Source organism: Streptomyces sp. NBC_00576 (assembly GCF_036345175.1).
Taxonomy (GTDB): Bacteria; Actinomycetota; Actinomycetes; order Streptomycetales; family Streptomycetaceae; genus Streptomyces.
The window spans coordinates 296,358-319,695 of the sequence record NZ_CP107780.1 but is presented as its reverse complement, the minus strand read 5'-3'; the positions used below and the strand labels follow the sequence as shown (position 1 = coordinate 319,695).

The window sequence follows — 23,338 nt, the reverse complement described above, 5'->3', positions numbered from 1 at the left end:
CCTACGCGAAGGGGCGCGGGCCGGTCACCTCGTCGTAGTAGGCCTCGGCCGAGGGGCCGAGGACCTCGTGGGCCTCCAGGAACATCTCGTGCGCCTCGTGGCCCACCCAGCCCGCGGGGAGGAGATCGGTCGGCAGATCCGGGTCGCGGAAGGGGAACTTGCGGTAGTCGTAGGTCAGCCGCATGCGCTCGACCATCGCCTCCTCGGGGCTGAGGTGCCCGGCCCGGTACGACGGCATCCGGCTGCGATAGGTGCGCAGCAGCTCCCGGTAGTCATCGTTGAGGGTGGCCAGGTCCCAGCCGCGCGCCGCCATCTCGCGGTCTACCGGCATCCCGCCCGACTGGCAGCGCAGGGTGTCCAGGCGCATGGCCGGCTCGTCCGCGAACTTCTCCCGGACCTGCTGGAGGCGGTCGTGCGGGGAGACGTAGGTGGACGGCGCCAGGGGGCCGAAGCCCAGCCAGGCAAGCTCCTTGCGGATACGGTCGCGCACGCCGCGCTCGGTCTCGGGGACCGAGTAGATGACCATGTACCAGTGCCGGTCCCAGTCGGACGGCGCCCGGTCGAAGATGCGGGAGCGGCCCTCGTCGAGGAGCTGGAGGCTGCGCTTGTTGAGCGCGTAGACGGTCTCCCTGCCTTCGCGCCGGACGTCGAACCAGTCCTCCTTGCGCAACCGCGCGAGGACCACCCGCACGGTGCTCTCGCCGACACCGAAGCAGCCCATCAGTGTGCTGAGGGTGCGCAGCCGGGCGGCGCCGCCGCGATAGCGGACGTAGTCGCCGAACAGGTCGAAGACGATCGATCGAGGCTTCACGGAACCGACTATCCCACAGGGACGGCCGTCGTGAGGGCGAGTCATCCGAGCGGGAGCGATCGAGGAATCCCTTGATTCTGCCGGAAAATTGGCCATCGGAAATGCGCAACAAATTATTGACGCCCGTGTATCCATTGACACAAGAGGTGCCGGGGCTGAGTCTGGGCCTGTACTCGACGTGGAGGCAGGAGCCATGGTGACTCGGATCGCTTGCGTGGGAGGCGGCCCCGGCGGGCTGTTCTTCGCGGCGCTCATCAAGCAGGCCGAGCCGTCGGTCGAGGTGACGGTCTTCGAACGCAATCGCGCCGAGGACACCTTCGGCTTCGGCGTGGTGTTCTCGGACGCGACCCTGGCCGCCATCCACGCGGCGGACCCCGTGCTGCGCACGGCTCTCGAAGAGTACGGCCGGCACTGGGACGACATCGAGGTGCGGCTGAAGGGACAGCGGATCCGGTGCGGTGGCAACGGCATGGCCGCCATCACCCGCAAGACGCTGCTCCAGCTGCTGCACCGGCGTGCCGAGGAGGTCGGGGTCGAACTCCGCTTCGACCACGAGGTTCCCGCCGATCCGGCGGAGCTGGCCGGCTACGACCTGATCGTGGCCGCCGACGGGGCGAACTCCCGGCTCCGCGACCGGCTCGCCGACGTGCTGGTGCCGGAGGTGGAGGTCGCCACCGCGAAGTTCATCTGGTTCGGCACCGACTACCTCTTCGACGGCCTGACCTTCGTGCACGAGCACGGCGAGCACGGCACCTTCGCCGTACACGGCTACCCGATCAGCGACAGCGTCAGCACCTTCATCGTCGAGACGGACGAGGAGTCCTGGCGCAGGGCGGGCCTCGACGAGTTCGACACCGCGCAGCCGCCCGGCCCGAGCGACGAGAAGAGCAAGGCGTACCTGGAGAAGCTCTTCGCCCAACACATCGACGGGCACGAACTGCTGGTCAACAACTCCCGCTGGGGCAACTTCCGCACCCGGCGCACCCAGCGCTGGCACAGCGGCAACGTCGTCCTCCTCGGCGACGCCGCACACACCGCCCACTTCTCCGTCGGGTCCGGCACCAAGATGGCCCTGGAGGACGCCGTCGCCCTCGCCGACAGCCTCCTCGCCCACCGCGACGACCTGCAGGGCGCCCTGGAGGCGTACGAGGCGGCCCGGCGGCCCTCGGTCGAGAAGATCCAGGGCTCCGCCCGGCCGAGCCTGTCCTGGTGGGAGAACTTCGGGCGCTATCACGACGCCTTCGAACCGACGCGGTTCGCCTTCCACTTCATCTCCCGCAGCATCGGCAAGGAACGCATCGCGCGCCGCGACCCCGGCTTCGTCGATCAGGTCGTACGAGACTGGCGGGCAGCGCACGAGGGGCGCGACCCCCTGGACACGCCCTTCAGGGAGTTCGCCGGACGGCGGCTGACCGCAGCCGACCTCGCGGACCTGCGCCCCGAGCAATGCCTGTGGCTCGCCGCACCCGAGGGTGAGGCCCAACTGCCCGACACCTACGAGAAGTTGACCGACGCCCTGAGCGGTGACACGCCCCCGGACCTGGTCGCCGTGCGGGGCGGCACCTCGCTCACCCGGTCGTTGCTCGCCGAACAGGCTCGGCTGGTGCACAGCATCCCCGTACTGATCCTGGAGGACCTGATGGACGACGACCGCGCTGAAACGCTGCTGCTGTCCGGACGGGCCGACCTGGTGGCGGGGGAGCGGGTATGAGCACCGACCTGACTCCGCTCTTCGCGCCCGAGGGCGTGGTGGTGATCGGCGCCTCCCGGCAGAGCGGAAAGCTGGGCGCCGCCATGGCCCGCTCGCTCGCCCGCTTCCCCGGCGCCCGCGCTCTGGTCAACGCACGGCGGCCGGAGCCCGGCGAGGGTGTGTACGCCTCGGTCGCCGAAGCTGCCGCGCACACCGCCGGACGGCTCGACCTGGCCGTCCTGTGCGTGCCCGCGGCCGGCTGCGCCGACGCACTGGCCGACGCGGCCGCCGCCGGCTGCCGTGCCGCGCTGGTCTGCGCCGGCGGTTTCGGCGAGGCGGGCCCGGAGGGCGAGGCGCACGCGGACGCACTGCGCGGCGTCGCCCAGGAGACCGGGATCCGGCTGCTCGGACCCAACACCTCCGGGTTCTTCGCCCCGCACCAGGGCCTGACGGCCAGCTTCGTGCCGGCGGCGGGCCAGATTCCGGCCGGGGACATCGCGGTGGTCGCGGCCAGCGGCGGCGTCAACCACGCGCTCTCCTTCGACCTGGTCGCCGCCGGCAACGGGATCAGCCTCGGCGTCGGCATCGGGACAGGCCTCGGCGTTACCGCCGCGGACGTCCTGGAGCATCTCGCGCAGGACCGTCGTACGACGGCCGTGGCGCTGCATCTGGAAACGGTGCCGGACGGACCACGGCTGGTGGAGGCCGTACGGCTGGTAGCCGCCGTCAAGCCGGTCGTGGCCCTGGTCGTCGGCCGCACGGACGTCGGCGACTTCGCCCGGTCGCACACCGGAGCACTCGCCACCTCCTGGCGTACGACACGGGCCGCGCTGCGCCAGGCCGGGGCCGTGCTCGTGGACGACGAACGGGAGATGGTGGACGCGCTCACCGCCCTCTCCCGCATCCAACTGCGCCCCCACCCTGACCCGGGGCTCGCCATCGTGACCGCCCAGGCCGGGCCGGGACTGCTGCTCGCGGACCGCGCGGGCGCCGACGGCATCCGGATGCCGGAACTGGCCGAGAGCACCCGGCGGGCACTGGGCGGCCTGCTGCCCCCGCTCACCTACCAGCGCAACCCGGTCGACACCGGCCGGCCCGCCGAGACCTTCGCGCGCGTGCTGGACACGACGGCCACGGACCCGGCGGTGGACCTGCTCGCCGTCTACGCCCTCACCGAACCCGACAGCGTCGACCTCGCCACGGCCGCGCAGGACGCCGGCCTCGGCGCGGACTCCCCGGCCGTGGTGGTCGTCGGCGGCCTGCCCGAGGACGTCGCCGAACAGCGGGCACGGCTGCACAAGGCGGGGATCCCGGCGCTGACCGGACCGGCGTCGGCCGCCAACGCCGTACGGGCCCTGGTGACGCATGCCCGCCGGCGGGCCGTACGCGCCGGCGAGTCTGCGCAGGACACGGCCGTCTCAGTGCCGTCCGGTCCGCTGGACGAGGACGCCGCCAAGACGTTCCTCGCCTCGCTCGGCATCCGCACCCCGAACCGCGTCGCCTGCGACACCCGCGCCGACGCCCATCACGCCCTGCGCCTGCTGGGCGGGCCCGTCGCGGTCAAGGTGCTCGACGCCGCGATCCTCCACAAGACGGAGATCGGCGGAGTCCACCTGGGCGTGCGCACCCCCGACGAACTCGACACGGCCCTGGACGCCATCGGCCCCGACCGCCGCTACCTGGTCGAGGCGATGGCCCCGGCCGGCGTCGACCTCGTGCTCGGCGCGCGCCGCGATCCCGTGTTCGGGCCGGTCGTCCTCGCCGGGCTGGGCGGCACGGCCGCCGAGGCCCTCGCCGACGTGGCGATCCGGCTCGCCCCGCTCTCCGCCGCCGAGGCCGCCGGGATGCCCGACGACCTGGCCGCCCGCGCCCTGCTCGACGGCTGGCGCGGCGGACCGGTGCTCGACCGCGCCGAGTTCGGGCGGGTCACCGCGGCGCTCGCGGGCGCCCTGGCCGCGAGTGCGGACACTGCCGAGATCGAGATCAACCCCCTGCGGCTCACCGCCGACGGGCTGATCGCCCTGGACGCCGTGATCGTGCACACGGCCGACCGCACCTGAGGAGAACGACCATGCCAAGGCCGAGCAGCAACGGCGCTGTCCCCTGGCCCGCGGAGTATGCCGAGCGCTACACCGCGAAGGGCTACTGGGAAGGCCACGCCATCGGCGACCGGCTCCACGCCGCCGCCGACGCCACTCCCGACACGGTCGCGCTCGTCGACGGCGACCGCAGGCTGACCTACCGCCACCTCGCCGAGCGCGCGGACGCCGTAGCCCTGCGCCTGGCCGTGCTCGGGCTCCGCCCGGACGACCGGCTCGTGGTGCAAGTGCCCAACACCGCCGAGTTCGTGATCCTCACCTACGCCTGTCTGCGTCTCGGCGTCATCCCGGTGATGGCACTGCCCGGGCACCGCAGACACGAGGTCGGCTACCTGGTCGAGCACAGCGAGGCCGTGGCCATCGCGGTGCCGGACCATCTCAAGGACCACGACCACCAGGCGATGGCTTTCGAGGTCGCCGGCGACTCACCAACCCTTCGCCACGTCCTCGTACTGGGCGACAAGGTCGGCCACGACGCCGTGGACCTGGGGGAGTTGTGCGCCGCGCCCGGCACACCCGAGGACCGGGCCGCCGTGGACGCGTACCGGCCCGACAGCCGCTCGATCGCCGTCTTCCTGCTCTCCGGCGGCACCACCGGGCTGCCCAAACTCATCGCCCGCACCCACGACGACTACCTCTACAACGCCCGCCGCAGCGCCGAGGTCTGCGCACTCGGCCCCGACACGGTCTACTTCGCCGCACTGCCCCTCGGGCACAACTTCCCGCTCGCCTGCCCCGGACTGCTGGGCACGCTGCTGAATGGCGGCCGGGTGGTGCTGGGTTCTCCCAACCCGGAGAAGGCGTTCCCGATCGTCGAGCGAGAGGGCGTCACCGCTTCGGCCCTGGTCCCGGCCATCGCCCAGCGCTGGCTCGACCACCACCGCGAACACCCCGGGAGCGATCTGAGCTCGCTGCGGCTCCTCCAGGTCGGCGGTTCCCGGCTCGCCGACCACGTCGCCACCCGGGTGCGTCCCGAACTCGGCTGCACGCTCCAGCAGGTGTTCGGCATGGCCGAGGGCCTGCTCAACTACACGCGCCTGGACGACCCGGAAGACGTCATCTGTACGACGCAGGGGCACCCCATGTGCGAGGACGACGAACTCCTCGTCGTCGACGAACTGGGCGCCCCCGTCCCCGACGGGACCCCGGGCGTGCTGCTCACCCGAGGGCCGTACACCCCGCGCGGCTACTACCGCGCCGAGGAGCAGAACGCCCGCGCCTTCACCGAGGACGGCTGGTACCGCACCGGCGACATCGTGCGGCTGCTGCCCGACGGCAACCTCGTCGTCGAGGGCCGCGACAAGGACATGATCATCCGAGGCGGGGAGAACATCTCCGCCGAGGAGATCGAGAACTTCGCCTACCAGACCCCCGGCGTCGCCCGCGCCGCCGCCGTGGCGATGCCCGACGACCGACTCGGCGAGCGCGTCTGCCTGTACGTCGTACCGGAACCGGGGCACACGGTGACCCTCGACGACATCCACCACGTCATGGACGGCGCGGGTATCGCCCGCTTCAAGTTCCCGGACCGGCTGGTGACGGTCCCCGAACTCACCGCCACCAAGGTCGGAAAGATCGACAAGAAGGCCCTGCGCGCCGACATCGCACGCCGCCTCGACGCCGAAGGAACCCCCGATGACCAGTGACACCGTCATAGCCCCCGGGGAGACGGACCCCGAACTCCGCAGGCTGTACGACGGGTTCGCGGCGGCCGGACTCATCCCCCTGTGGACCGAGATCGGCAACCTCATGCCGCTCACCCCGCAGCCCGAGGCCGTACCGCACGTCTGGCCGTGGGACACGCTCCTCCCGCTCGCCCGCAGGGCCGGCGACCTCGTGCCGGTAGGGCGTGGCGGTGAGCGCCGCGCGATAGCGCTCGCCAACCCGGGCCTGCCCGGCCGGCCGTACGCGACTCCCAACCTGTGGGCGGCCGTTCAGTACCTCGGCCCGCGCGAGGTCGCCCCCGCGCACCGGCACTCGCAGGGCGCCTTCCGCTTCATCCTGGAGGGCGAGGGCGTGTGGACGGTCGTCAACGGAGACGCCGTCGAGATGCGCCCCGGCGACCTGCTGCTCACCCCGTCGATGCACTGGCACGGCCATCACCACGTCGGTGACGCGCCGATGGTCTGGCTGGACGGCCTCGACATCCCGCTCGTGCACCGCCTGGACGCCGGGTTCTTCGAGTTCGGCGAGGACGGCGTCTCGGACCGCTCGACCCCCTCCCGGTCGCGCAACGAGCGCCTGTGGGGCCACCCGGGCCTGCGCCCGATCTCAGCCCCCCGCACCCCCGACTCCCCGCTCATGGCCTACCGCTGGGCCGACACCGACGACGCCCTCACCGCCCAGCTGGAGCTGGAGCACGAGGGACACCCGGGTGTCATCGAGCCCGGTCACGCCGGTATCCGCTTCACCAACCCCGCCACCGGCCGCGACGCCCTCGCCAGCCTGCGTACCGAGATGCACCGCCTGCGCCCGGGCACCGCCACCGCGACCCGCCGCACCGTCGGCTCGTCCGTCTGGCAGGTCTTCCGCGGCGGCGGCACCGTCACCCTCGACGACCGGGTGATCGAGGTGAGTGAGGGCGACCTGATCGCCGTGCCCTCCTGGTGCGCGCTGACCATCGCCGCGCACACGCGGCTCGACCTGTTCACCTTCAACGACGCGCCCCTCTACGAGGCGCTGAACCTCGCCCGCACCGAAACGACCGGGAGCACGTCCGCATGAAGCTCGCCACCATCCGCACCGCCGACGCCACGGTGGCCGTCCGCCTCGACGGCGACCGTGCCGTGGAAACCGGCGCCCCCGACGTCGCCGCCCTGCTGCGCCGCCCCGACTGGCGCACGTACGCGACCGCCGCCGACGGCCCGGCGCACGACGTGGCGGCCCTCGACCTCGCCCCGGTCGTCACAACCCCCGCCAAGATCTTCTGCGTGGGCCACAACTACCGCACCCACATCGCGGAGATGGGCCGCGAGATGCCGTCGTACCCCGCCCTCTTCGGCAAGTTCGCCAACGTCCTGCTCGGCGCCCGCGACGACATCGTCCACCCGGGCGAGACGGAGCAGCTGGACTGGGAGGCCGAACTCGGCTTCGTCATCGGTTCGCAGCTGCGTCGGCGGGCCACCAAGGAGGAGGCGGCGGCCGCGATCGCCGGCTACACCGTCGTCAACGACATCTCCATGCGGGACTGGCAGTGGCGCACCCCGCAGTGGCTCCAGGGCAAGGCGTGGGAGGCCAGCACGCCGGCCGGGCCCTGGCTGGTGACCGGCGACGAGGTCGATCACGCGGCCGACCTGGAGATCCGCCTGGAGGTGGACGGGCAGGTCATGCAGCGCTCGCGCACGTCCGACCTGCTGTTCACGCCGGCGGACATCGCCGCGTACCTCAGTACTTTCACGACGCTGGAACCGGGCGACCTCGTCCTGACCGGTACACCGGGAGGGGTCGGCGCGGCCCGCGACCCGAAGGTGTTCCTGCGGCCGGGGCAGGTCGTACGGACCGTGATCGAGGGCCTCGGGGAGTGCGTGAACACGGTCGTCGAGGACAAGCAGTGAGGGAGCCGGCACGGGTTCTCGGATGGGCCGACGACGGACAGCACCGGCTGCGGCAGGCGGTCGACGCGTTGCCTGAGGGCTCGGTCACCGAACCGTCCGCGCTGCCCGGCTGGACCCGCGGCCATCTGGTCACCCACCTCGCCCGTAACGCCGACGCCCTGGTCAACCTGCTGACCTGGGCTGGGACAGGCATCCGGACACCCATGTACACCTCGCCGGACCAGCGCGTCACGGACATCGAGGCGGGCGCAGGACGTCCTCTTGCCGAACAGCGCGCGGACCTACGGGAGTCCGCCGCCCGTTTCCGGAAGGCCGCCGAGGCGCTCTCCGCCGACGCCTGGGCGGCCGCCGTCGTCAGCGGGCAGGGCCGCGAGATCCCGGCGTCTGAAGTGCCGTGGCTGCGGGCCCGCGAGGTGTGGATCCACCTGGTAGACCTGCGCGTGGGCGTCGGCATGGACACGTTGCCGCCCGACTTCGCCTGGGCCCTCGTACGCGATGTGGCCGGGTGGATGTCGGCTCGCGTCGAGACGGGCACCGGCGCCGAGCTGGCGGCGGAGGGCTACGGCACCGTCGTCCTCGGCACGCCCGCCACAGGCGTCACGGTCACCGGACCGCCGTACGCCCTCGCCGCCTGGCTCACCGGCCGAGGCGGCCCCCAAGAACTGCGTGAGCTGCGTGTCACGGGTGAACTCCCGGACCTCCCACGCTGGTTGTGAGCCCAGTTTTTCATCACTCGATCACTCGAATCACTCGATCAAAGGAGACCGACATGAGCGAGACCTTCGTCCTGGTGACCGGAGCCTGTCACGGCGGATGGGCCTGGCGCCCGGTCGCGACAGAGCTGAGAGCCGCCGGGCACCAGGTGCACACCCCCACCCTGGCCGGGCTGGGCGCCGACGACGACCCGCGCGGCGTGACCCTCACCGACTGCGTGAACAGCCTCGTGGACTACGTCGAACGCGCCGGACTGACCGACATCACCCTGCTCGGCCACAGCTGGGGCGGATACGTCCTGACCGGCGCGGCGCCGAGGCTCGAGGCCCGGATACGGCGCCTGGTCTTCTGGAACGCGTTCGTCCCGAACGACGGCGAGTCGCTGATCGACGCCTGCCCGCCGCACTACGGCGAGATGTTCCACGCCGTGGCGGCCGCCTCCGGTAACGACACCGTGACGTTTCCCTTCGAGGTGTTCCAGCAGGCGTTCATGCAGGACGCCAGTGAGGAGACCCAGCGTCTGATCCACTCGCTGCTCGTCCCGCAGCCCCTGGGCACCTTCACCGAGAAGCCGGACACGACGGCGTTCGCCGCACTCGACATCCCCACCGCCTACATCCTGGCCACCGAAGACCTCGCCCTTCCCGGCGAGTGGGCCTGGGCCGACCGCTTCCTGCCACGGCTCAAGAACCCGCTGGTCATCGAGACCCCGGGCAGCCATGAGGCCCTCTTCACCCGCCCCGCCGAACTGGCCGACGCGTTCGTCCGGGCCTGCGCGGCATAGCGCGGCCGACGGCGGCCATCTCGCGGGACACACTCTCGTGCCCACTCCCAACCGTCTGTGACTATCGCCTTCACATCCCATTAGATGATCTCGGCGCCAGGATGGTCCCTGGGCCAGGCCGGCCGACGTCTCCGAGGTGCGGTCGGGCAGCACGTCCACGACCCGGCCGGCCTCGACGTCGACGTCGACGAGCACGGCGCCGTAGGTGCAGCCCTTGCGGAAGGCGAACTCGTCCACCCCCAGCACCCGCGGGGCACGGGATTGAACCGGCGGCGCCGTCCGCAGCCGGAGCAGCCGGGTCCGGCCCGCGGCCAGCCCGCAGGCGACGGCACAGGCGTGCCGCCGGACGCCCCGTGCAGCCAGGACCGCCTGTTCTGTCACGTCTACGGTCGCAACGGACGCTCCAGCGACCAGATCATCCCCGGCTGGCCCTACTCCTTCGTCGCGGACATGGAGACCCGGACGCACCTCGTGGCGCCAGCTGCTGGACGCGGTCCGTCTCGGCCCTGACGATGACGTCGCCGAGGTCACCGCCGCCAGGTCCGCCGTGTCGTCATCGACTTGATCGACGGCTGCCAGCGGGAGGCCGGCGACCCGGACATCCTCGTCCCCGCGATCCTTCGCCGCCGTCTCGTCGGCTCTGTCGAGTCCGCGCGTCCGGTGCCGCCGCAGCACGATGAACCTTCGGGGGTTGTGGGTGGGGGGTTGCGCCCGCCTTGTACAGCTCGTCCCGGTCCAGGGTCCCGCCGGTCATGCTTCAGAACTGAACGCTTCAGGGCAGCGCCAAGCTGTTGTCGGGGGTCAGGCCGCTGAGCTTTCGGGGTTGACCTGGAAGCGCAGGTTCTGGATGCGGGCGTCGACGAGGTCGAACGAGAGGGCGCCGACGGTGTGTCCGCCGAGGGTGGCCAGGACGCCGAGCTCGCCGTTGATGATGGCCGGCTCCATGGTCAGGGCGGCCAGTTCGGGCTTGGCCAGGAAACCCACGATCCAGCGCGCGACGTGGTCGGTGCCGTGGAGGGGGGCGGCGGGCGCCCTGAACCGGTGATGCCGGCGCCGGACGCTGGTTCTGTCACTCGGTTGCAGAGCAGCCGTGTTCGCATGCCACTTCGTTGTGACCGCGCGGCCATGATGGCTACGCCGTTTGACGGGATGCTGCCTCGTTTGGAGCGCGGGGTCATCGTCGCCAAAAGCCAGTTGAGATGGTGCCCTTGATGGGGAAGGGTCTGTGGTCATGGAGTTCTTCTGCTACCACCGTGACCGGCCCGGCTCCCTCGCGTTACGCGAGGAGTTGCTGGAGGAGCACTGGTCCTACATGGACTGGTACGCGAAGGAGCTGATCGCTCGCGGCCCGACCTTCGCCGATGATGGTGAAACACCCACCGGCAGTGTGCACATCGTCGACCTGCCGGATCACGCCGCCGCCCGCGCGTTCGCCTTCGACGAGCCGGGCTACCAGGCCGGCGCGTATCGGGACGTGCTGCTGCGCCGGTGGCGCAACGTGCTGGGGCGCACCATGTGGGATTTCCCCGGTGGCCGGACCGGTGGCAACCGGTACCTGGTGCTCGGTCTCGGCGAGGGCCCGGCCGCCGACCTTGCCCTGCCGCCCGACCGGGACGAGCTGGTCGCGTACGGGCCGCTGCTGTCCGACGACGGCGACACCTGGCTGGGTACGGCGGTGCTGCTCCGGGCCCCGGATCCGGACACGGCGCGAGCCGTCCTGAATCCGGACCGGTACGCGGACATCGAGGTCCACGATTGGGAGTTCGGCGGGCGCCGATGAGCCACGGAGGCCTCGGGTTGACGTCATCTCCGGACCACATTGACCTCGGACAGGAGCGGTGGCGGTGACGATGCGGGCGGTTCCGCTGGTGGGCGGGCCGGTGGAGTTACGGGGTGCGCTGGACCTGGAGACCACGCAGGCAGGAGTGATGCCGCGCCGGTTGCCCGCGTGGACCAAGGAGCAGTACCAGGACCCGTCGGTCTACGGGGTGACCGTGATGCCTTCGGGGGTGCGGCTGGTATTCCGCACCGATGCGCGCGCATTGGAGTTCGAGGTACTCACCTCCACCGGCCAGCTCGACTCCGACCTCCACCCTCGCCCGACCGGGATGCTGGAGTTGCTGGTGGACGGCGCCTTGGCCGGGCGTCAGCAGGCGCCAGTGGGCAACGTGCTGCGGATGGCGGGCCCCGGGGCCGTACAGCGACTCATCCGGGGCGAGCCAGGGACCATACGGTTCGCCGGGCTGCCGGCCGGCATGAAGGGCGTCGAGTTGTGGCTGCCACAGCAGACCCCGACGGAACTGGTGGCACTGCGCGCGGACGGCGAGGTGCTGGCACCGCTGCCGGACGGGCGGCGCCGCTGGGTGCACCACGGCAGTTCCATCAGCCACTGCATCGAGGCTGACGGCCCGACCGGGACCTGGCCGGTGGTGGCAGCTGCGCTCGGAGGGGTGGAGGTGATCAACCTCAGTCAGGCGGGCAACGCACTGCTGGATCCCTATGTCGCCCGGACGATCCGCGATACGCCCGCCGACCTGATCAGCCTCAAGGTGGGCATCAACATCGTGAGCCTGTCCGCCTTCCGGCTGCGGACATTCGGCCCGGCGGTACACGGATTCCTGGACACGATCCGGGATGGGCACCCGGACACCCCGCTGCTGTTGATCTCTCCGGTGAGCTGTCCGGCCCTGGAGGAGGCCCCCGGGCCGACCGCGACCGGCCCGGACGGGAGGCTCGTTGCCCTGGGCGACTCGGCCGATGTGGCCGGCGGGGCATTGTCACTGGCGGTGGTCCGTGCCGAGCTGGCCCGGATCGCTGCGGCACGACAGGCGTCCGATCCGCACCTCCACTATCTCGACGGACGCGAGCTGCTCGGCCCGGACGAGGCGGATGACCTGGCCGACGGCCTTCACCCCACCGCCGCCGCATACCGTCGAATGGGCAAGCGCTTTGCAGCCCACGCCTTCGCGACCGACGGTCCCTTCCGCTCAGTGAGCTGGGCTCCACACCCTGTACCAGGAGAAGGCGCCCGAGGTTCCGGAGGCGGCTGCGCCGGAGGTGCCGATGCTCGGTCTGATGGCGGTGCTGGCGGATTCCGTGGCCAGGGCGGAGAAGCGGGTGCGCGGTTTTGAGACAGGGCGGACGGTCGTACGGCGTGACGTGTACCGCGGCGGGCGGGTATGGAGCGAGCAGGCGCTGCGGGTCGTCGCCGACACGGATGAGGCTCTGGTGAGCGCGTGCGCGCCGGGAGCGGAGGCGCGGCCGGCCCGTCCTGTGTGCCAAGGCCCGTGCCGACGGTGACCGTTCGGTGCGTACGGAGGCGTTCGAGGCGTTGGCGGCGGGGGAGTGGGAGCTCGCGGACGACCGGTGGCAAGAGACCGACACCCGGCGGTCCGGACGGCCAATGGGTTCGACACCTTCGACCTGACCGTGGACCTGGTCGTCGACCCTGACCTGAGCCGGTGGCGGTGGAAGGACGAAGACGAGTACGCGCACGTGCGGCGGCTCGGCATCATCACCGACTCCGAACACCGGGCCGTCGACGACGCCCGCGCTTCGTCCACCGGCCGGTGTAGCCGACCTGTCGGGAGGCAGGGCGCCGCGATCAGACGGCGCCCGGCGGATCACGGTGTGGATCGGGCGGCGGATCCTTGCGCAGGGTGGTGGTGATGGCGTCGCCGACCTCCCTGGTGAGGGCGGGCCGTTCGCCAGTCAGGCCGAGTTCCTGGGCCAGGGTGATGGCGTGCAGGTCGACGGTGGCCTCGACGAGATCGGCGAACACCGCCGTCGCCGAACGGCTCCGGATCCATGCCGTGGCCGCGACGACCGCGGCGGCGGGCAGCGCCGGCCACCACCAGGCGCCAAGCAGCAGGTACAGCGCGGCCCATCCGGCGAGCTCGAAAGCGGCGCTGTAGGCCTCGCGAGCGGAGAGGAGTTCGGCCCGGACCGCATCGGGCACCGTCAGCCAGAGCCGGGGCCAGGCGGCGCCAAGCTCCAGGCCGTAGGCGTCATACACCCGCTGGTCGGCCGCGTGTAGGCGGTCGCCGATCCAGGTGGGCCGCCGGGGGCGGACGAGGGCGATGGCCTCGCGCCGTTCGATGGCCCTGGCGAGTTCGGCGCGGGTCCCGGCCGCCTCGCACGCCGCGTCGGCCCGCCGCCAGCGGTGGACGCGGCGCCGTACGAGAAGGCGCGCGGGCCACCGGTCGCCCCGACTGGTCCACAGGCGCTCCACGACGACGGCAGACGCTCTGGCGCACAGTCCGGCCAGCGTGGCCGCCGCCAGCACACCGGCAGCCACGAGGAGGATCGCACCGGCGTTGGAGGCTCCTGGATGGGCGGCCAACCGGTCGATGGCGGGCTGGAGTTCAGCCAGGTCCAGGGCGTGGGCGTGTCCCAATACGACGGCGGCGGCCACACCGATGAGGTAGACCACCCCGGGCAGGACGAGCAGGGCGAGCCATTTCTCGGCGGCCTTGCCGGCGAGGGCGGACAGAAAGGTGGTCACAGCCGGGCTCGGCCATAGACGAAGGGACGGCCAGTCATCGCGCACACGGGGGCCTCCGGGTACAACTCCGCGCTCGACAACCGCTCACAGGGGTGGGCGGCGGGACAGGTCCACCGGTGCACCACCGGACGGCCGGCGCTGTTCCCCGGCAGAGTCGGCAAGCCCTTCGCCGCCCTGGTCACGATGCCGAAGCCGGCCGCGGCCATCCGGTCGTCCAGGGTGTCCAGCCAACGCTCCAGCACGGAGCGTGCCACAGGTTCGTCTCCGCGCAGCGCCGCAAGAACAGCCCCGATGAGTTCCGCCGCGCCCGCCTCACGCGCCGCCTCCTCCAGCTCGCCCGCACCCATGAGTGTGCACACGCGACTGAGCCGTTCCGCGAGTTCGTCCACCGAGCGCTCCCTGCCTTCGCGATCGCCATGTCAGTTGCATGATCCCGGAGTTGGTGACTCTACGGGGCCCCAGGATCCGGCGCATCCCGCTACGGTGGTCGGCGGTGTGGCGCCAGTGTGATGCCGGGACGCCGCGGGGGACCAGAAGGAAGCAAGGAAGCAATGAGTAAGTGGAAGCGCCGCAGACTGCTCGTCATGGCCGAAGTGCACGAGAGGCGGGGCACCGACCCGTCCGACGTGCTGGCCGGGCTGCACGAACTGGCGGCCGAAGATCCGTACGATCTCGAAGTGCTGCTCACTGCCGCGGAACTGCTCGCCGACCGCGCCGGCCGCAGAACCGGCACTGCGCGGGAAGCGGACCTCGCGGCCTCGATCGCCCTGCTGCATCGCTGCGTTCCGCTGGTGCCGCCGGGCCACTACGACCGCGGCCGGGTCTTCAACAGCCTGGGGCAGCGGCTGTTCACGGTCGCACAGGGCACCGATTCCCCCGAGCCCGTGGCCGAGTCGGTGCTCGCCTTCCGCGAGGCCGTGGCGGCGACGCCGCACGGCAACAGCATGCGCCAAGTGAATCAGTTCTATCTGGTGGTCCAGCTCGGTGAGCACTTCGAGCGGAGCGGGGACCGGGACGCACCCGTCGAGGCCGTCCAGGTGGCACGCGAGGGCTACGCCACCGTCCCGCCCAGCGACGGGCTCCGCCCCATGTTCCGGACGGCCCTGATCACCTCGCTGCGGCATCTCGCGGGCGCCACCGCACACGTCGAACCGCTCCAGGAAGCCGTCGGCCTCGCGCGCGAGGCACTGTCCGAGGCCGGCAGCACCTCCGACCGTGCCGGGGCACAATTCGATCTCGTACGCGCTCTGAGGGCACTGCACGACGCGACGACGGACACGCGACTGCTGGTCGAGGCGGTCGACCTGAGCGAACAGTGCCTTGCGGCCACACCGCGGCGCGATCCCGAGTTCAACAGGCGTCGGACACGTCTCGCGTCCGCCGTCAGGCTGCTCGCCCAGGACCGCAGGGACCCCGACCTGATGCGCCGGGCCATCGACCTGATGCGGGCGACGATCGAGACACCGTCGGCCACCGACGAGCACGCCGACACTCTCATCGACCTCACTCAGTCGCTGGCTTCCCTGCACACCATGACCGACGACCAACTCGCGCTCAGGGACGCGGAACTGACCGCCCGCACGGCCGTGGCCGCCGCCCCCGACCCCGGCCCATGGCGCACAGAGGCACAATTCGCCCTGGCAACGATCCTGTTGTACCGCTCCAGCGTGGACGCGCGCGGCACGGACGCCGTAGCACTGCATGAAGCGCTGGGGCTGTTCCAGCACGTGGCGGCTGCCACACCGCCCGACCACCGGGAACGTGGCGATCGCCTGTGGCATCTGGGCGTCACCCTGCGCGACCTGGCCAGGCACGGCGACGGCGACACCGCCGCGTGGCGGCGCCAGGCACGGCATGTCTTCGCCGAGGCCGCGTCCGCCGCCGGACCGCCCAACGTACGGATCAAGATCTTCCAGCACCTGGGCGCCATGGAGGCCGCCCTCGGCGACCCGCACGCCGCACTCGCCGCCTACGAAGCCGCAGTTGCCCTGCTGCCGCAGCTCACCCCGGACTGGCTGTCCTACATGGGCAACGTCATCGGACTCAGACAGATCGAGGGACTGCCGGACGGTGCCGCTGCCGCCGCACTGGAGCTCGGCAGACCGGAACGGGCCCTGGAAATTCTGGAGTTGTCGCGCGGAATCCTGCACGGCCGGACGCTGGAGGCCCGTGACCTCAGGCTGCTGCGGCACCGGTCACCCCAGCTCCATGCCGAGTTCCTGCGGCTGCGCACCGCCCTCAACGCCCGTGTCCGCGACGGGAACGACGGGAACGACAGGAACTGGGACGACCTGATGAGCCGGATCCGGAGCCTCGACGGCATGGCAGGCTTCCTGCGGGCGCCCTCCGTCCAGGCGCTGCGCCGCCACGCCGATCAGGGCCCCGTAGTGATCGTGAACATCAGCGAGCGCCGCTGCGACGCACTCATCCTGCGGGCGGACGCCGAACAGCCCGTCCTGCCGGTCCCGTTGACCGGCCTGACCCAGGCCGACGTCATCGCTCGCCTCCTGCGCCTGACTCGTGCCGTCTTCGCCGCCCCGAACGACCCGTCGCTGCTCACCCGTCGGGACGCCCAGCGGGACCTGGACGAGATCCTGCGCTGGCTGTGGGACCGCGTCACCGCACCCGTGCTCGACGCGCTGAGCCTCACCGCCCCGTCCTCCGATACGCAGCCCCCGCCCCGCATCTGGTGGTGCCCCGTCGGCCTGATGGCGTACTTCCCGCTCCATGCCGCCGGCCATCACGACAGCGGCGGGAAGGCGACGGTGATGGACCGGGCCGTCTCCTCCTACACAACCACCGTGCGCGCCCTGGCCGGCCGGTTCAGTCCCCCGGCGGCCGGTACGACCCTGCACACGCTGGTCGTGGCGGTGCCCGACGCCGAGAACGCCCCCTCGCTGCCGGGCGCGGCGGCAGAGGCCGGGGCCCTCACGGAACTACTGCCGAACGCCCTGGTCCTGTCCGGCGCGCAGGCCACGTACGAGAACGTCGTCCGCGCGCTGCCCGCCTACCCCGTCGCCCATTTCTCCTGCCACGGCCTCACCTTCTGGGAGAACCCCGCCGCCGGCATGCTGCTGCTCCACGACCACCTCATCCGACCGCTGACCGTGGAACAGCTTTCCGCCATGGAACTGCCCTACGCGGACCTCGCCTACCTGTCCGCCTGCAGCACCTCCAACACGCACCCGGACAACGCCGACGAGGCACTGCACATCACCGGGGCCTTCCAACTCGCCGGATACCGACGCGTCATCGGCACCCTCTGGCCGGTCAACGACACCACCTCGGTGGAGATCACCCGCGCGACCTACGCCGACCTCACCCACGGCGGCAGCCCCCGCACCGAACTGTCGGCCCAGGCCCTGCACCGGGCCGTACGCGCCCTGCGTGACCGGTATCCGGCCAGCCCCTCACTGTGGGCCGGGTATGTCCACGTCGGTCACTGAAGGGGTATCCGTACCCGCAGCTTCACTGCCGGCCGCCCCCGGGACGGTCAGGGCCAGGTTTCCATGGGCTCCGGTACAGGCGCCACCAGTCAGAAGAGCGGTCCCATGTAGAGGGGTTCCTCGGCATGGGCGACGGCGGTCTCGGCCGCCAGGACCAAGGTCGGCACGGTGAGGACACCATCCAACTGCGCAACCTCTTCGGCGCCGGCAGCTACCCGGACGTCTTTACCAGAACGACGGCGAGCACCTCGATGTGAACGGCGCTGAGAACGCACCGCATTCACCAACTCCTGGAAAGGAAGGGCAGACAGGCATGGCAAACCGGAAGGTGTACCTCGCGGTGGGCAGGACGAACACCAGGTTCTATCGTTTTGACCCGATCGACGGCGACGTCCGCTTGATCGAGAACGTCCCCGTCTACGTGAACGGGTACACCGCCATGGGGGCGCAGTACCGCGGCGACGGCCAGGAGCCCCTGCTGCACGCGGTCAGCGGAACAAGCTGGTCAGCATGGACCCGCAGGAAGGCACTCTGACCGACGCGGTGGTGGAGGGCTTGCCCAGCGGCAAGACGTGGTACGACGGCGACATCGCATCCCACGGCACATCAAGGCGGAGGCCGAGCAGACGTGGGACCGTGATGCTGCCGTAGACCCGCGGCACCATCCACCAGGCGTACCGGGACGGCATGGAGGACCAGCTCGGCTCGCTCGGCCTGGTCCTCAACGCCATCGTGCTCTGGACGCCCCGTTACGTCGACGCCGCCGTCGCCCAGCTCCAGGCCGAGGGCCACGAGATCCGCGAGGAGGACATCACCCGGCTCTCCCCGCTCAAGCACCGCAACCTGAACCTGCTTGGCCGCTGCAGCTTCACCGCCTCGACCCCGGCCGCCGTCGCCCTGCGCCCGCTGAGCGACACGGACGCGCTCGAGCTGGACGAGGACGACGAAGGCGTGGACTGAACGCTCACATCGGGTGACGCGGGCATATCGGGTGGCCAGGTGCTCGGAAATCGCAAGTGCCGGTAGGGGAGCTGATGCCAGGCTGCCTGGTATGTCCGACTAAGCCTTGATTGGTGCGGCCGACCTGGCGGCCTGCTCGATCTTCGCGCGGTAGGCGGCACGGGCTTCCTCGTCGATCTGCTTCTCGTGTTCGGCGCGCACCCCGGTCCGGCCGTCGAGGCCCTCGCGCAGGATATCGGCGTGCCCGGCATGCCGGATGGACTCGCCGAGGACATGGACCATGACAGCGAACAGGTTCGTGTTGGGATAAGGCTCCGGCCACCACGGCACGTGGCCGGGGGCGTCGAGGGGAAGCTCGTTGATCGACGCGTCCGAGTGTTCCCACGTGCGCCGGTAGAACCCAATGACCTGAGCGCGGGTCTCGTCCTCGGTCACCCAATGATCGCTGCCGTCGGAGTCCTGCCACCGGGACAGCGGTTCCGGGGAAGGGCGGTCGAAGACCTCGCCGAAGTACCTCGCCTCGACGATGGCCACGTGTTTGACCAGGCCGAGGAGGTTGGTCCCGGTCGCGGTCAAAGGTCTGCGGGCGTCGTACTCGGACAAGCCGTCGAGTTTCCAGAGCAGCGCCTCGCGGTCCCGCCGCAGTCTCCCGTACAGGTTGTCCTTCGCGAATTTATCGATCATGCGGCATGAACCTTCCATGGGCTGTTCGTGGTCTCAAGATCCCGTACGTGGTCCGCAACGGCTGGCAGAGCCGAGGCTCAGGACTCCTTACGCAATGAGCTACCGGGAATGACTGTCTGTCAGAGAGACGTGGGGGTGGGGTGCGTGACGGCACGCGGCCGACTCGACCGGCGACGGTTACTGCGCAGGAGAACTACACGCATGCTGTTCGGTGCCGTTCTCTGCTCCCGTTGAGTAGTTCGGGACGGGAGCCGGGGATGTGGGCGGGTGCCAGGTGAGAATCCAGCCGGCGGTAAGCGCCACCGCGCCGCCTGCCAGGGCGATTGCGCCGCCTGTTCCAATGCCTGCGGCCACCGCGCCCAAGCAGACCGGCCCGACGCCCTGTAGCGTCATGCTGCCGGAGCCGAGCAAGCCGAAGGCCTGGCCTTGGCCATCCTGCGGCAGGGCGTCCAGGAACGGGCGTTGCAGGCCGAGACCGTAGGCGTATCCGAGGCCGCTGAGCAGCAGCAGACAGGACGAGACGCCCACTCCGGGCTCGGCAGCAAAGCCGATCAGCGGCAGCCCCGCCAGCGCAATCAACGGGACTACCAGGCGCTCCCGGGCGCGTGGCCGTAGCAGTCGACCCACCAGCAGGTCACCGACAAGCATGCCAACCGGCAGACAGCCCATCAGCATCGCGTACCAGCCGGGCGCGAAGTGGCGTTCTCCCGCGTAGGCGACGATGAGGCCTTCCGCGCCCGCTACGAACGCGACGGGTAGCCACTGGGCCAGCATCAGTCGTCGCACTGTGCGTCCGCGCAGCAGCAGGCCAGCACCATGCAGGCTTGCACGGACGGCCCCGCTATCGCCCCCAGCGCTGCCGGGTGTGCCGCCGAACTCTCCCGGCTGCAGCCGGGGTAGCCGGATGCGGATAGCAACCGCGCAGCCGAGGTAAAGGACGGCGCTGACCGCGAGCGCCCGGCGCGGGCCAAGTGCCGCGACGGCCGTACCTCCCAGCGCCAGGCCGAACAATTGCGCGCCGGCGCCAGCGATGTTGTTCAGTGACCGGCCCAGTACATAGGCGTCGCCCTCCAGCGACTGCGCGACCAGCCGACTCGACGCGCCGTGAAACACCGGTGTGGCGAGGGAGACCAGCGCCACGACACCGAGGCTTGCCGCGACCGGCATCCGCACCAGGGTGAGCAGCAGGGCGGTGGCGCCCGTCAAGGCGTAGCCGCCGGTGATGAGCGCGCGGGGCGGCAGTCGGTCGGCCAGTGAGCCCAGCAGCAGCGAGCCGAACAACTGCGGGATGAAGCCGATGCCGAAGGCCACTGCGCTCAGCAGCGCGGAGCCGGTGGCCGCGAAGACCAGCACCGAGAACGTGGTGATCCGCAGCGCGTCCGCAGTGATCGAGACGGCGCGTGTTGAGAAGAGCAGCCGGAATCGCGGCTCGGCCAGCACCTCCCGGTAGGTGGCACGGTGGTTGCCCTGCGCGGGCTCGGCGGTTGGGGTCATGACGCCCAGCCTCGCCGTGCGCCCACGCTGCCCCCAATGATTCGTCGCTGGACGAATCGGAACGGACGTCCCGCGGTAGCATGGCAGGGTGCGCCGCGTCGAAGTCTCCGTCGAGGACCTGCTGCGCAGCCGCTTCGCACTGTCGCCCGCGCTGGACCTCTGCCTACTGCTGCGCTCGCTCGCCGGCCAAAACCGGCCGCTGCCGCGAGCCTGGGCCACCCGGCTCATGCCGGCCTTTGAACGGCTTCGCCGCGAGACCGAACTGAACGCCGCCCTCGCCCTGCACACCCCGCAATCCGGACCGAACTTCGTCGCCCCGCCCCCGCGCGGCCTCAACCAGACCTGGGCAGACGACCTGGCCATGATCCGGGCCACACCGCTGGAAGCGGCCCGCCACGAATTCGCCACCAACGCGACCGGCCCGTCCGCCGGTGATCCCCGCGTACGCGCAGTGCTGGACTCGACGGACGCCGTCTCCAGGGTCGCCGAGGCGATGGACCAGGCGTGGCACGAGCTGCTCGCCACGGACTGGCCGCAACTGCGCGCGATCTGTGAGCGCGATGTCGTGCACCGGGTGGGTGTGATCGGCGAACACGGATGGGCCACGACCATCGAGAGCCTGCACCCGAGCATCGCCTGGCGCGCCGGCGGTATCGAGCTCGGCTTCTTCCCCCGAGGCGAAACAGTCCGCCTCGCCGGCGACGGGCTACTGCTGATCCCTTCGGTCTTCGTCGGGAATATCGCCGCCCAGCTGGAAGACCCCTGGCCCAGGACCTTGGTCTATCCTGCCCGCGGCACCGCCGCCCTGTGGGGCGAACAGGAGACCGTCCTCCAACCGGACGCGCTGACCGCTCTGGTCGGCCGGTCCCGAGCCCGGCTGCTGTTGGCGCTGGACGCCCCGGCCAGTACCAGCCACCTCGCCCGAAGCCTCGCCATGGCACCCGGCGCGGTAGGCGACCACCTCGCCATCCTGCGAGGCGCGGGGCTGCTCGTCCGCGCCCGGTCCGGACGGTCGGTGCTCTACCGGCGCACCCCGCTCGGCGAGGCACTGGTCGGCGGTTCGGGCTGAGGGCTCAGATCAGCACTGTTTTTTGAGGCGCCGCCAGCAGATGATTGCGCAGCCGAGGGTGAGGAAGCCCTGGTGGATGTCGGCGCGGATTTCCCAGCGGATACGCAGTCGGCGGAACCAGCGCAGAAGTGCGAAGGCCGCTTCGACGACCCAGCGGTTCTTGCCCAGGCCGCTTCCGTGCTCGGTGCCGTGCCGGGCGATGAGCGGGCGGATGCCCAGCTCACGGACCTGGCGGCGGTAGACGTCGTGGTCGTAACCGCGGTCGGCGTAGAGGACGTCGGGGCGCTGACGGGGTCGTCCGCGCTTGCCGCGGATGGGCGGTACGGCGTGGATCAGGGGCAGGAGCTGGGCGACGTCGTTGCGGTTGCCGCCGGTCACGGTGGCGGCCAGGGGTATGCCGTGGACGTCGACAATGACGTGGTGCTTGGCTGCCCGTCTTGCCCCGGTCCACTGGCGAGGGCCCGGTGGCGTCTCCGCCCTTCAGGGCCCGCAGGTGGGAGCCGTCTACGGAGGCGCGGGACAGGGCCAGCTCGGCCCGCGGTACTGGTCCCGGCGCAAACAGGATGATCGTGAGCTGGTGAAGGAACCAGAGCAAGAGCGGCGAACGTCTCCTGAAACGATCAAGATTTGGGAACGTCGCGCAGCCATATGATGCGCCAGGACGGCACGCGTCGTGACTCGCTGTACTACAGCGTGCCTGCGGACGAGTGGCCTGCCGTGCACTACAAGCTGCTTACTAGGATCGCGGCCAAGTCCAGCGCCTGATATCGCGGTTGCCTGTACCTGTGACATCAACGACCGGTTGTGACTCCTTCATCCGGCTGGCGCGGGGTATTGGCGGCGAGCAGTTCCTGTAGAAGTTCAATGATGAGATCCGGCTGTCCTACGAACGGGGAGTGGCCCGTCTGCCACTCGCGCACGTCGGTGCAACGTGAGGCCATCTTCCGCTGCATGCCCGGGTCGATGGCCCGGTCCTGCGCGCAGACGACGTAGGTGGAGGGAGCATGCTTCCAGCTCTGCCGCTCTGGGATGCCTCGCCCGCAGCCGGAGGCTTGTGCACGCAGCAGGCCAACTGCCCAGGCGGCGAGAGATTCCGGACAGTCGCCGTAGAGGGTGTCGGCAGCCCGGTCGGGGTGCAGGCTGGTCGATCCGTCGGGCTCAGGTGTGATCGCATCCTTCAGCTGAGGGGACGCGCCCCCCAGACCGGCCGCGCTCTCGTCGACATCCGGCACGAAGGCCGCCAGATAGACCAGGTGTCCCGCTCCACGCACCCCGGTGATCACTGACCCTCCGTAGGAGTGCCCGAGCACAATCGGAGGCTCCGGCAGCGAGTCGATGCCAGCCTGGACTGCGGCTGTGTCAGCGGGCAACGAGCCGCGGTGGAGCTTGGGAACGACGACCTCGGTTCCTGCGGTCCGCAAGCGTTCTGCCACCAGGGCGAAGTGTTCGGGACGGTGATACAGACCATGAACGAGCACCACGGCGGGCAATGCGCACGTCTCCTCGGGGCGGTGTCGGACAAGTGCTCC

General features: G+C 70.8%; 21 protein-coding genes and 3 pseudogenes. 16 read left to right on the top strand and 8 right to left on the bottom strand.

Going from position 1 to position 23,338, the window contains the following annotated elements; all coding sequences use genetic code 11:
- Window position 1 precedes the first annotated feature (1 nt).
- A complete protein-coding gene (locus tag OG734_RS01360; RefSeq protein WP_330285603.1) occupies window positions 2-811 on the bottom strand; it encodes a PaaX family transcriptional regulator in 810 nt (269 codons plus the stop codon).
- Between the two features lie 193 nt (window positions 812-1,004).
- Between OG734_RS01360 and OG734_RS01355 the strand changes: the two genes are divergently transcribed.
- From OG734_RS01355 to OG734_RS01320, 8 genes and pseudogenes are all read left to right on the top strand, one after another.
- Window positions 1,005-2,522 carry an FAD-dependent monooxygenase gene (locus OG734_RS01355; RefSeq protein WP_330285602.1) on the top strand — a complete coding sequence of 506 codons (1,518 nt, stop codon included), beginning with the start codon at window positions 1,005-1,007 and terminating at the stop codon, window positions 2,520-2,522.
- Window positions 2,519-4,561 (top strand): acetate--CoA ligase family protein, encoded by a 2,043-nt coding sequence (locus OG734_RS01350; RefSeq protein ID WP_330285601.1) that lies wholly within the window; start codon window positions 2,519-2,521, stop codon window positions 4,559-4,561. Before OG734_RS01355 ends, OG734_RS01350 begins: the two co-directional genes overlap by 4 nt.
- A gap of 11 nt (window positions 4,562-4,572) precedes the next feature.
- The gene (locus OG734_RS01345; protein ID WP_330285600.1) at window positions 4,573-6,246 is read left to right on the top strand and encodes a (2,3-dihydroxybenzoyl)adenylate synthase; all 1,674 of its coding nucleotides are present in this window, start codon (window positions 4,573-4,575) and stop codon (window positions 6,244-6,246) included.
- Window positions 6,236-7,324 carry a cupin domain-containing protein gene (locus tag OG734_RS01340; RefSeq protein ID WP_330285599.1) on the top strand — a complete coding sequence of 363 codons (1,089 nt, stop codon included), beginning with the start codon at window positions 6,236-6,238 and terminating at the stop codon, window positions 7,322-7,324. The genes OG734_RS01345 and OG734_RS01340 overlap by 11 nt, the downstream gene beginning before the upstream one ends.
- A complete protein-coding gene (locus tag OG734_RS01335) occupies window positions 7,321-8,154 on the top strand; it encodes a fumarylacetoacetate hydrolase family protein (protein WP_330285598.1) in 834 nt (277 codons plus the stop codon). The genes OG734_RS01340 and OG734_RS01335 overlap by 4 nt, the downstream gene beginning before the upstream one ends.
- Window positions 8,151-8,870 (top strand): maleylpyruvate isomerase family mycothiol-dependent enzyme, encoded by a 720-nt coding sequence (locus tag OG734_RS01330; protein WP_330285597.1) that lies wholly within the window; start codon window positions 8,151-8,153, stop codon window positions 8,868-8,870. The genes OG734_RS01335 and OG734_RS01330 overlap by 4 nt, the downstream gene beginning before the upstream one ends.
- A gap of 53 nt (window positions 8,871-8,923) precedes the next feature.
- Window positions 8,924-9,652, top strand: coding sequence for an alpha/beta fold hydrolase (locus OG734_RS01325; RefSeq protein WP_330285596.1), 729 nt, complete (start codon window positions 8,924-8,926; stop codon window positions 9,650-9,652).
- 261 nt (window positions 9,653-9,913) lie between these two features.
- Window positions 9,914-10,261: pseudogene (locus OG734_RS01320) on the top strand (transposase); the annotation flags it as partial.
- Between the two features lie 192 nt (window positions 10,262-10,453).
- Here the strand turns inward: OG734_RS01320 and OG734_RS01315 are convergent.
- Window positions 10,454-10,636, bottom strand: a complete 183-nt coding sequence (locus tag OG734_RS01315) for a hypothetical protein (protein ID WP_330285595.1) — start codon at window positions 10,634-10,636, stop codon at window positions 10,454-10,456.
- Between the two features lie 247 nt (window positions 10,637-10,883).
- Between OG734_RS01315 and OG734_RS01310 the strand changes: the two genes are divergently transcribed.
- Both OG734_RS01310 and OG734_RS01305 read left to right on the top strand, forming a co-directional pair.
- Window positions 10,884-11,432 (top strand): YciI family protein, encoded by a 549-nt coding sequence (locus OG734_RS01310; protein WP_330285594.1) that lies wholly within the window; start codon window positions 10,884-10,886, stop codon window positions 11,430-11,432.
- Between the two features lie 70 nt (window positions 11,433-11,502).
- On the top strand, window positions 11,503-12,783 hold the full coding sequence (locus OG734_RS01305) for a GDSL-type esterase/lipase family protein (protein ID WP_330293528.1): 1,281 nt from the start codon (window positions 11,503-11,505) through the stop codon (window positions 12,781-12,783).
- Window positions 12,784-13,256: 473 nt separating this feature from the next.
- On the opposite strand, the gene OG734_RS01300 is transcribed toward OG734_RS01305, so the two are convergent.
- Together OG734_RS01300 and OG734_RS01295 are read right to left on the bottom strand one after the other, a co-directional pair.
- Window positions 13,257-14,156 (bottom strand): hypothetical protein, encoded by a 900-nt coding sequence (locus OG734_RS01300; protein WP_330285593.1) that lies wholly within the window; start codon window positions 14,154-14,156, stop codon window positions 13,257-13,259.
- Window positions 14,153-14,545, bottom strand: a complete 393-nt coding sequence (locus OG734_RS01295) for a hypothetical protein (protein WP_330285592.1) — start codon at window positions 14,543-14,545, stop codon at window positions 14,153-14,155. The genes OG734_RS01300 and OG734_RS01295 overlap by 4 nt, the downstream gene beginning before the upstream one ends.
- A 162-nt stretch (window positions 14,546-14,707) precedes the next feature.
- On the opposite strand from OG734_RS01295, the gene OG734_RS01290 reads away from it, so the two are divergent.
- The 4 genes and pseudogenes from OG734_RS01290 to OG734_RS01275 form a co-directional block, all read left to right on the top strand.
- Window positions 14,708-17,602 carry a CHAT domain-containing protein gene (locus OG734_RS01290; RefSeq protein ID WP_330285591.1) on the top strand — a complete coding sequence of 965 codons (2,895 nt, stop codon included), beginning with the start codon at window positions 14,708-14,710 and terminating at the stop codon, window positions 17,600-17,602.
- Window positions 17,603-17,727: 125 nt separating this feature from the next.
- Window positions 17,728-17,859, top strand: a complete 132-nt coding sequence (locus OG734_RS01285; protein WP_330285590.1) for a hypothetical protein — start codon at window positions 17,728-17,730, stop codon at window positions 17,857-17,859.
- 56 nt (window positions 17,860-17,915) lie between these two features.
- A complete protein-coding gene (locus tag OG734_RS01280) occupies window positions 17,916-18,137 on the top strand; it encodes a hypothetical protein (RefSeq protein WP_330285589.1) in 222 nt (73 codons plus the stop codon).
- A gap of 119 nt (window positions 18,138-18,256) precedes the next feature.
- Window positions 18,257-18,562: pseudogene (locus OG734_RS01275) on the top strand (Tn3 family transposase); the annotation flags it as partial.
- Window positions 18,563-18,661: 99 nt separating this feature from the next.
- On the opposite strand, the gene OG734_RS01270 reads toward OG734_RS01275, so the two are convergent.
- Together OG734_RS01270 and OG734_RS01265 are read right to left on the bottom strand one after the other, a co-directional pair.
- Complete coding sequence (locus OG734_RS01270; protein WP_330285588.1) at window positions 18,662-19,246, bottom strand: DinB family protein; 585 nt, start codon at window positions 19,244-19,246, stop codon at window positions 18,662-18,664.
- Window positions 19,247-19,423: 177 nt separating this feature from the next.
- Window positions 19,424-20,740: an MFS transporter gene (locus OG734_RS01265; protein WP_330285587.1), complete on the bottom strand. Its 1,317-nt coding sequence runs from the start codon at window positions 20,738-20,740 to the stop codon at window positions 19,424-19,426.
- A gap of 88 nt (window positions 20,741-20,828) precedes the next feature.
- On the opposite strand from OG734_RS01265, the gene OG734_RS01260 reads away from it, so the two are divergent.
- Window positions 20,829-21,809 carry an ArsR/SmtB family transcription factor gene (locus OG734_RS01260; protein ID WP_330285586.1) on the top strand — a complete coding sequence of 327 codons (981 nt, stop codon included), beginning with the start codon at window positions 20,829-20,831 and terminating at the stop codon, window positions 21,807-21,809.
- A 9-nt stretch (window positions 21,810-21,818) separates the two neighbouring features.
- Here the strand turns inward: OG734_RS01260 and OG734_RS01255 are convergent.
- A pseudogene (locus OG734_RS01255) lies at window positions 21,819-22,341 on the bottom strand (IS5 family transposase); the annotation flags it as partial.
- 95 nt (window positions 22,342-22,436) lie between these two features.
- Here OG734_RS01255 and OG734_RS01250 point away from each other — a divergent pair.
- The gene (locus tag OG734_RS01250) at window positions 22,437-22,574 is read left to right on the top strand and encodes a hypothetical protein (protein WP_330285585.1); all 138 of its coding nucleotides are present in this window, start codon (window positions 22,437-22,439) and stop codon (window positions 22,572-22,574) included.
- A 26-nt stretch (window positions 22,575-22,600) separates the two neighbouring features.
- Here the strand turns inward: OG734_RS01250 and OG734_RS01245 are convergent, their stop codons facing one another.
- Window positions 22,601-23,299, bottom strand: a complete 699-nt coding sequence (locus OG734_RS01245; protein ID WP_330285584.1) for an alpha/beta hydrolase — start codon at window positions 23,297-23,299, stop codon at window positions 22,601-22,603.
- Window positions 23,300-23,338: the final 39 nt, after the last annotated feature.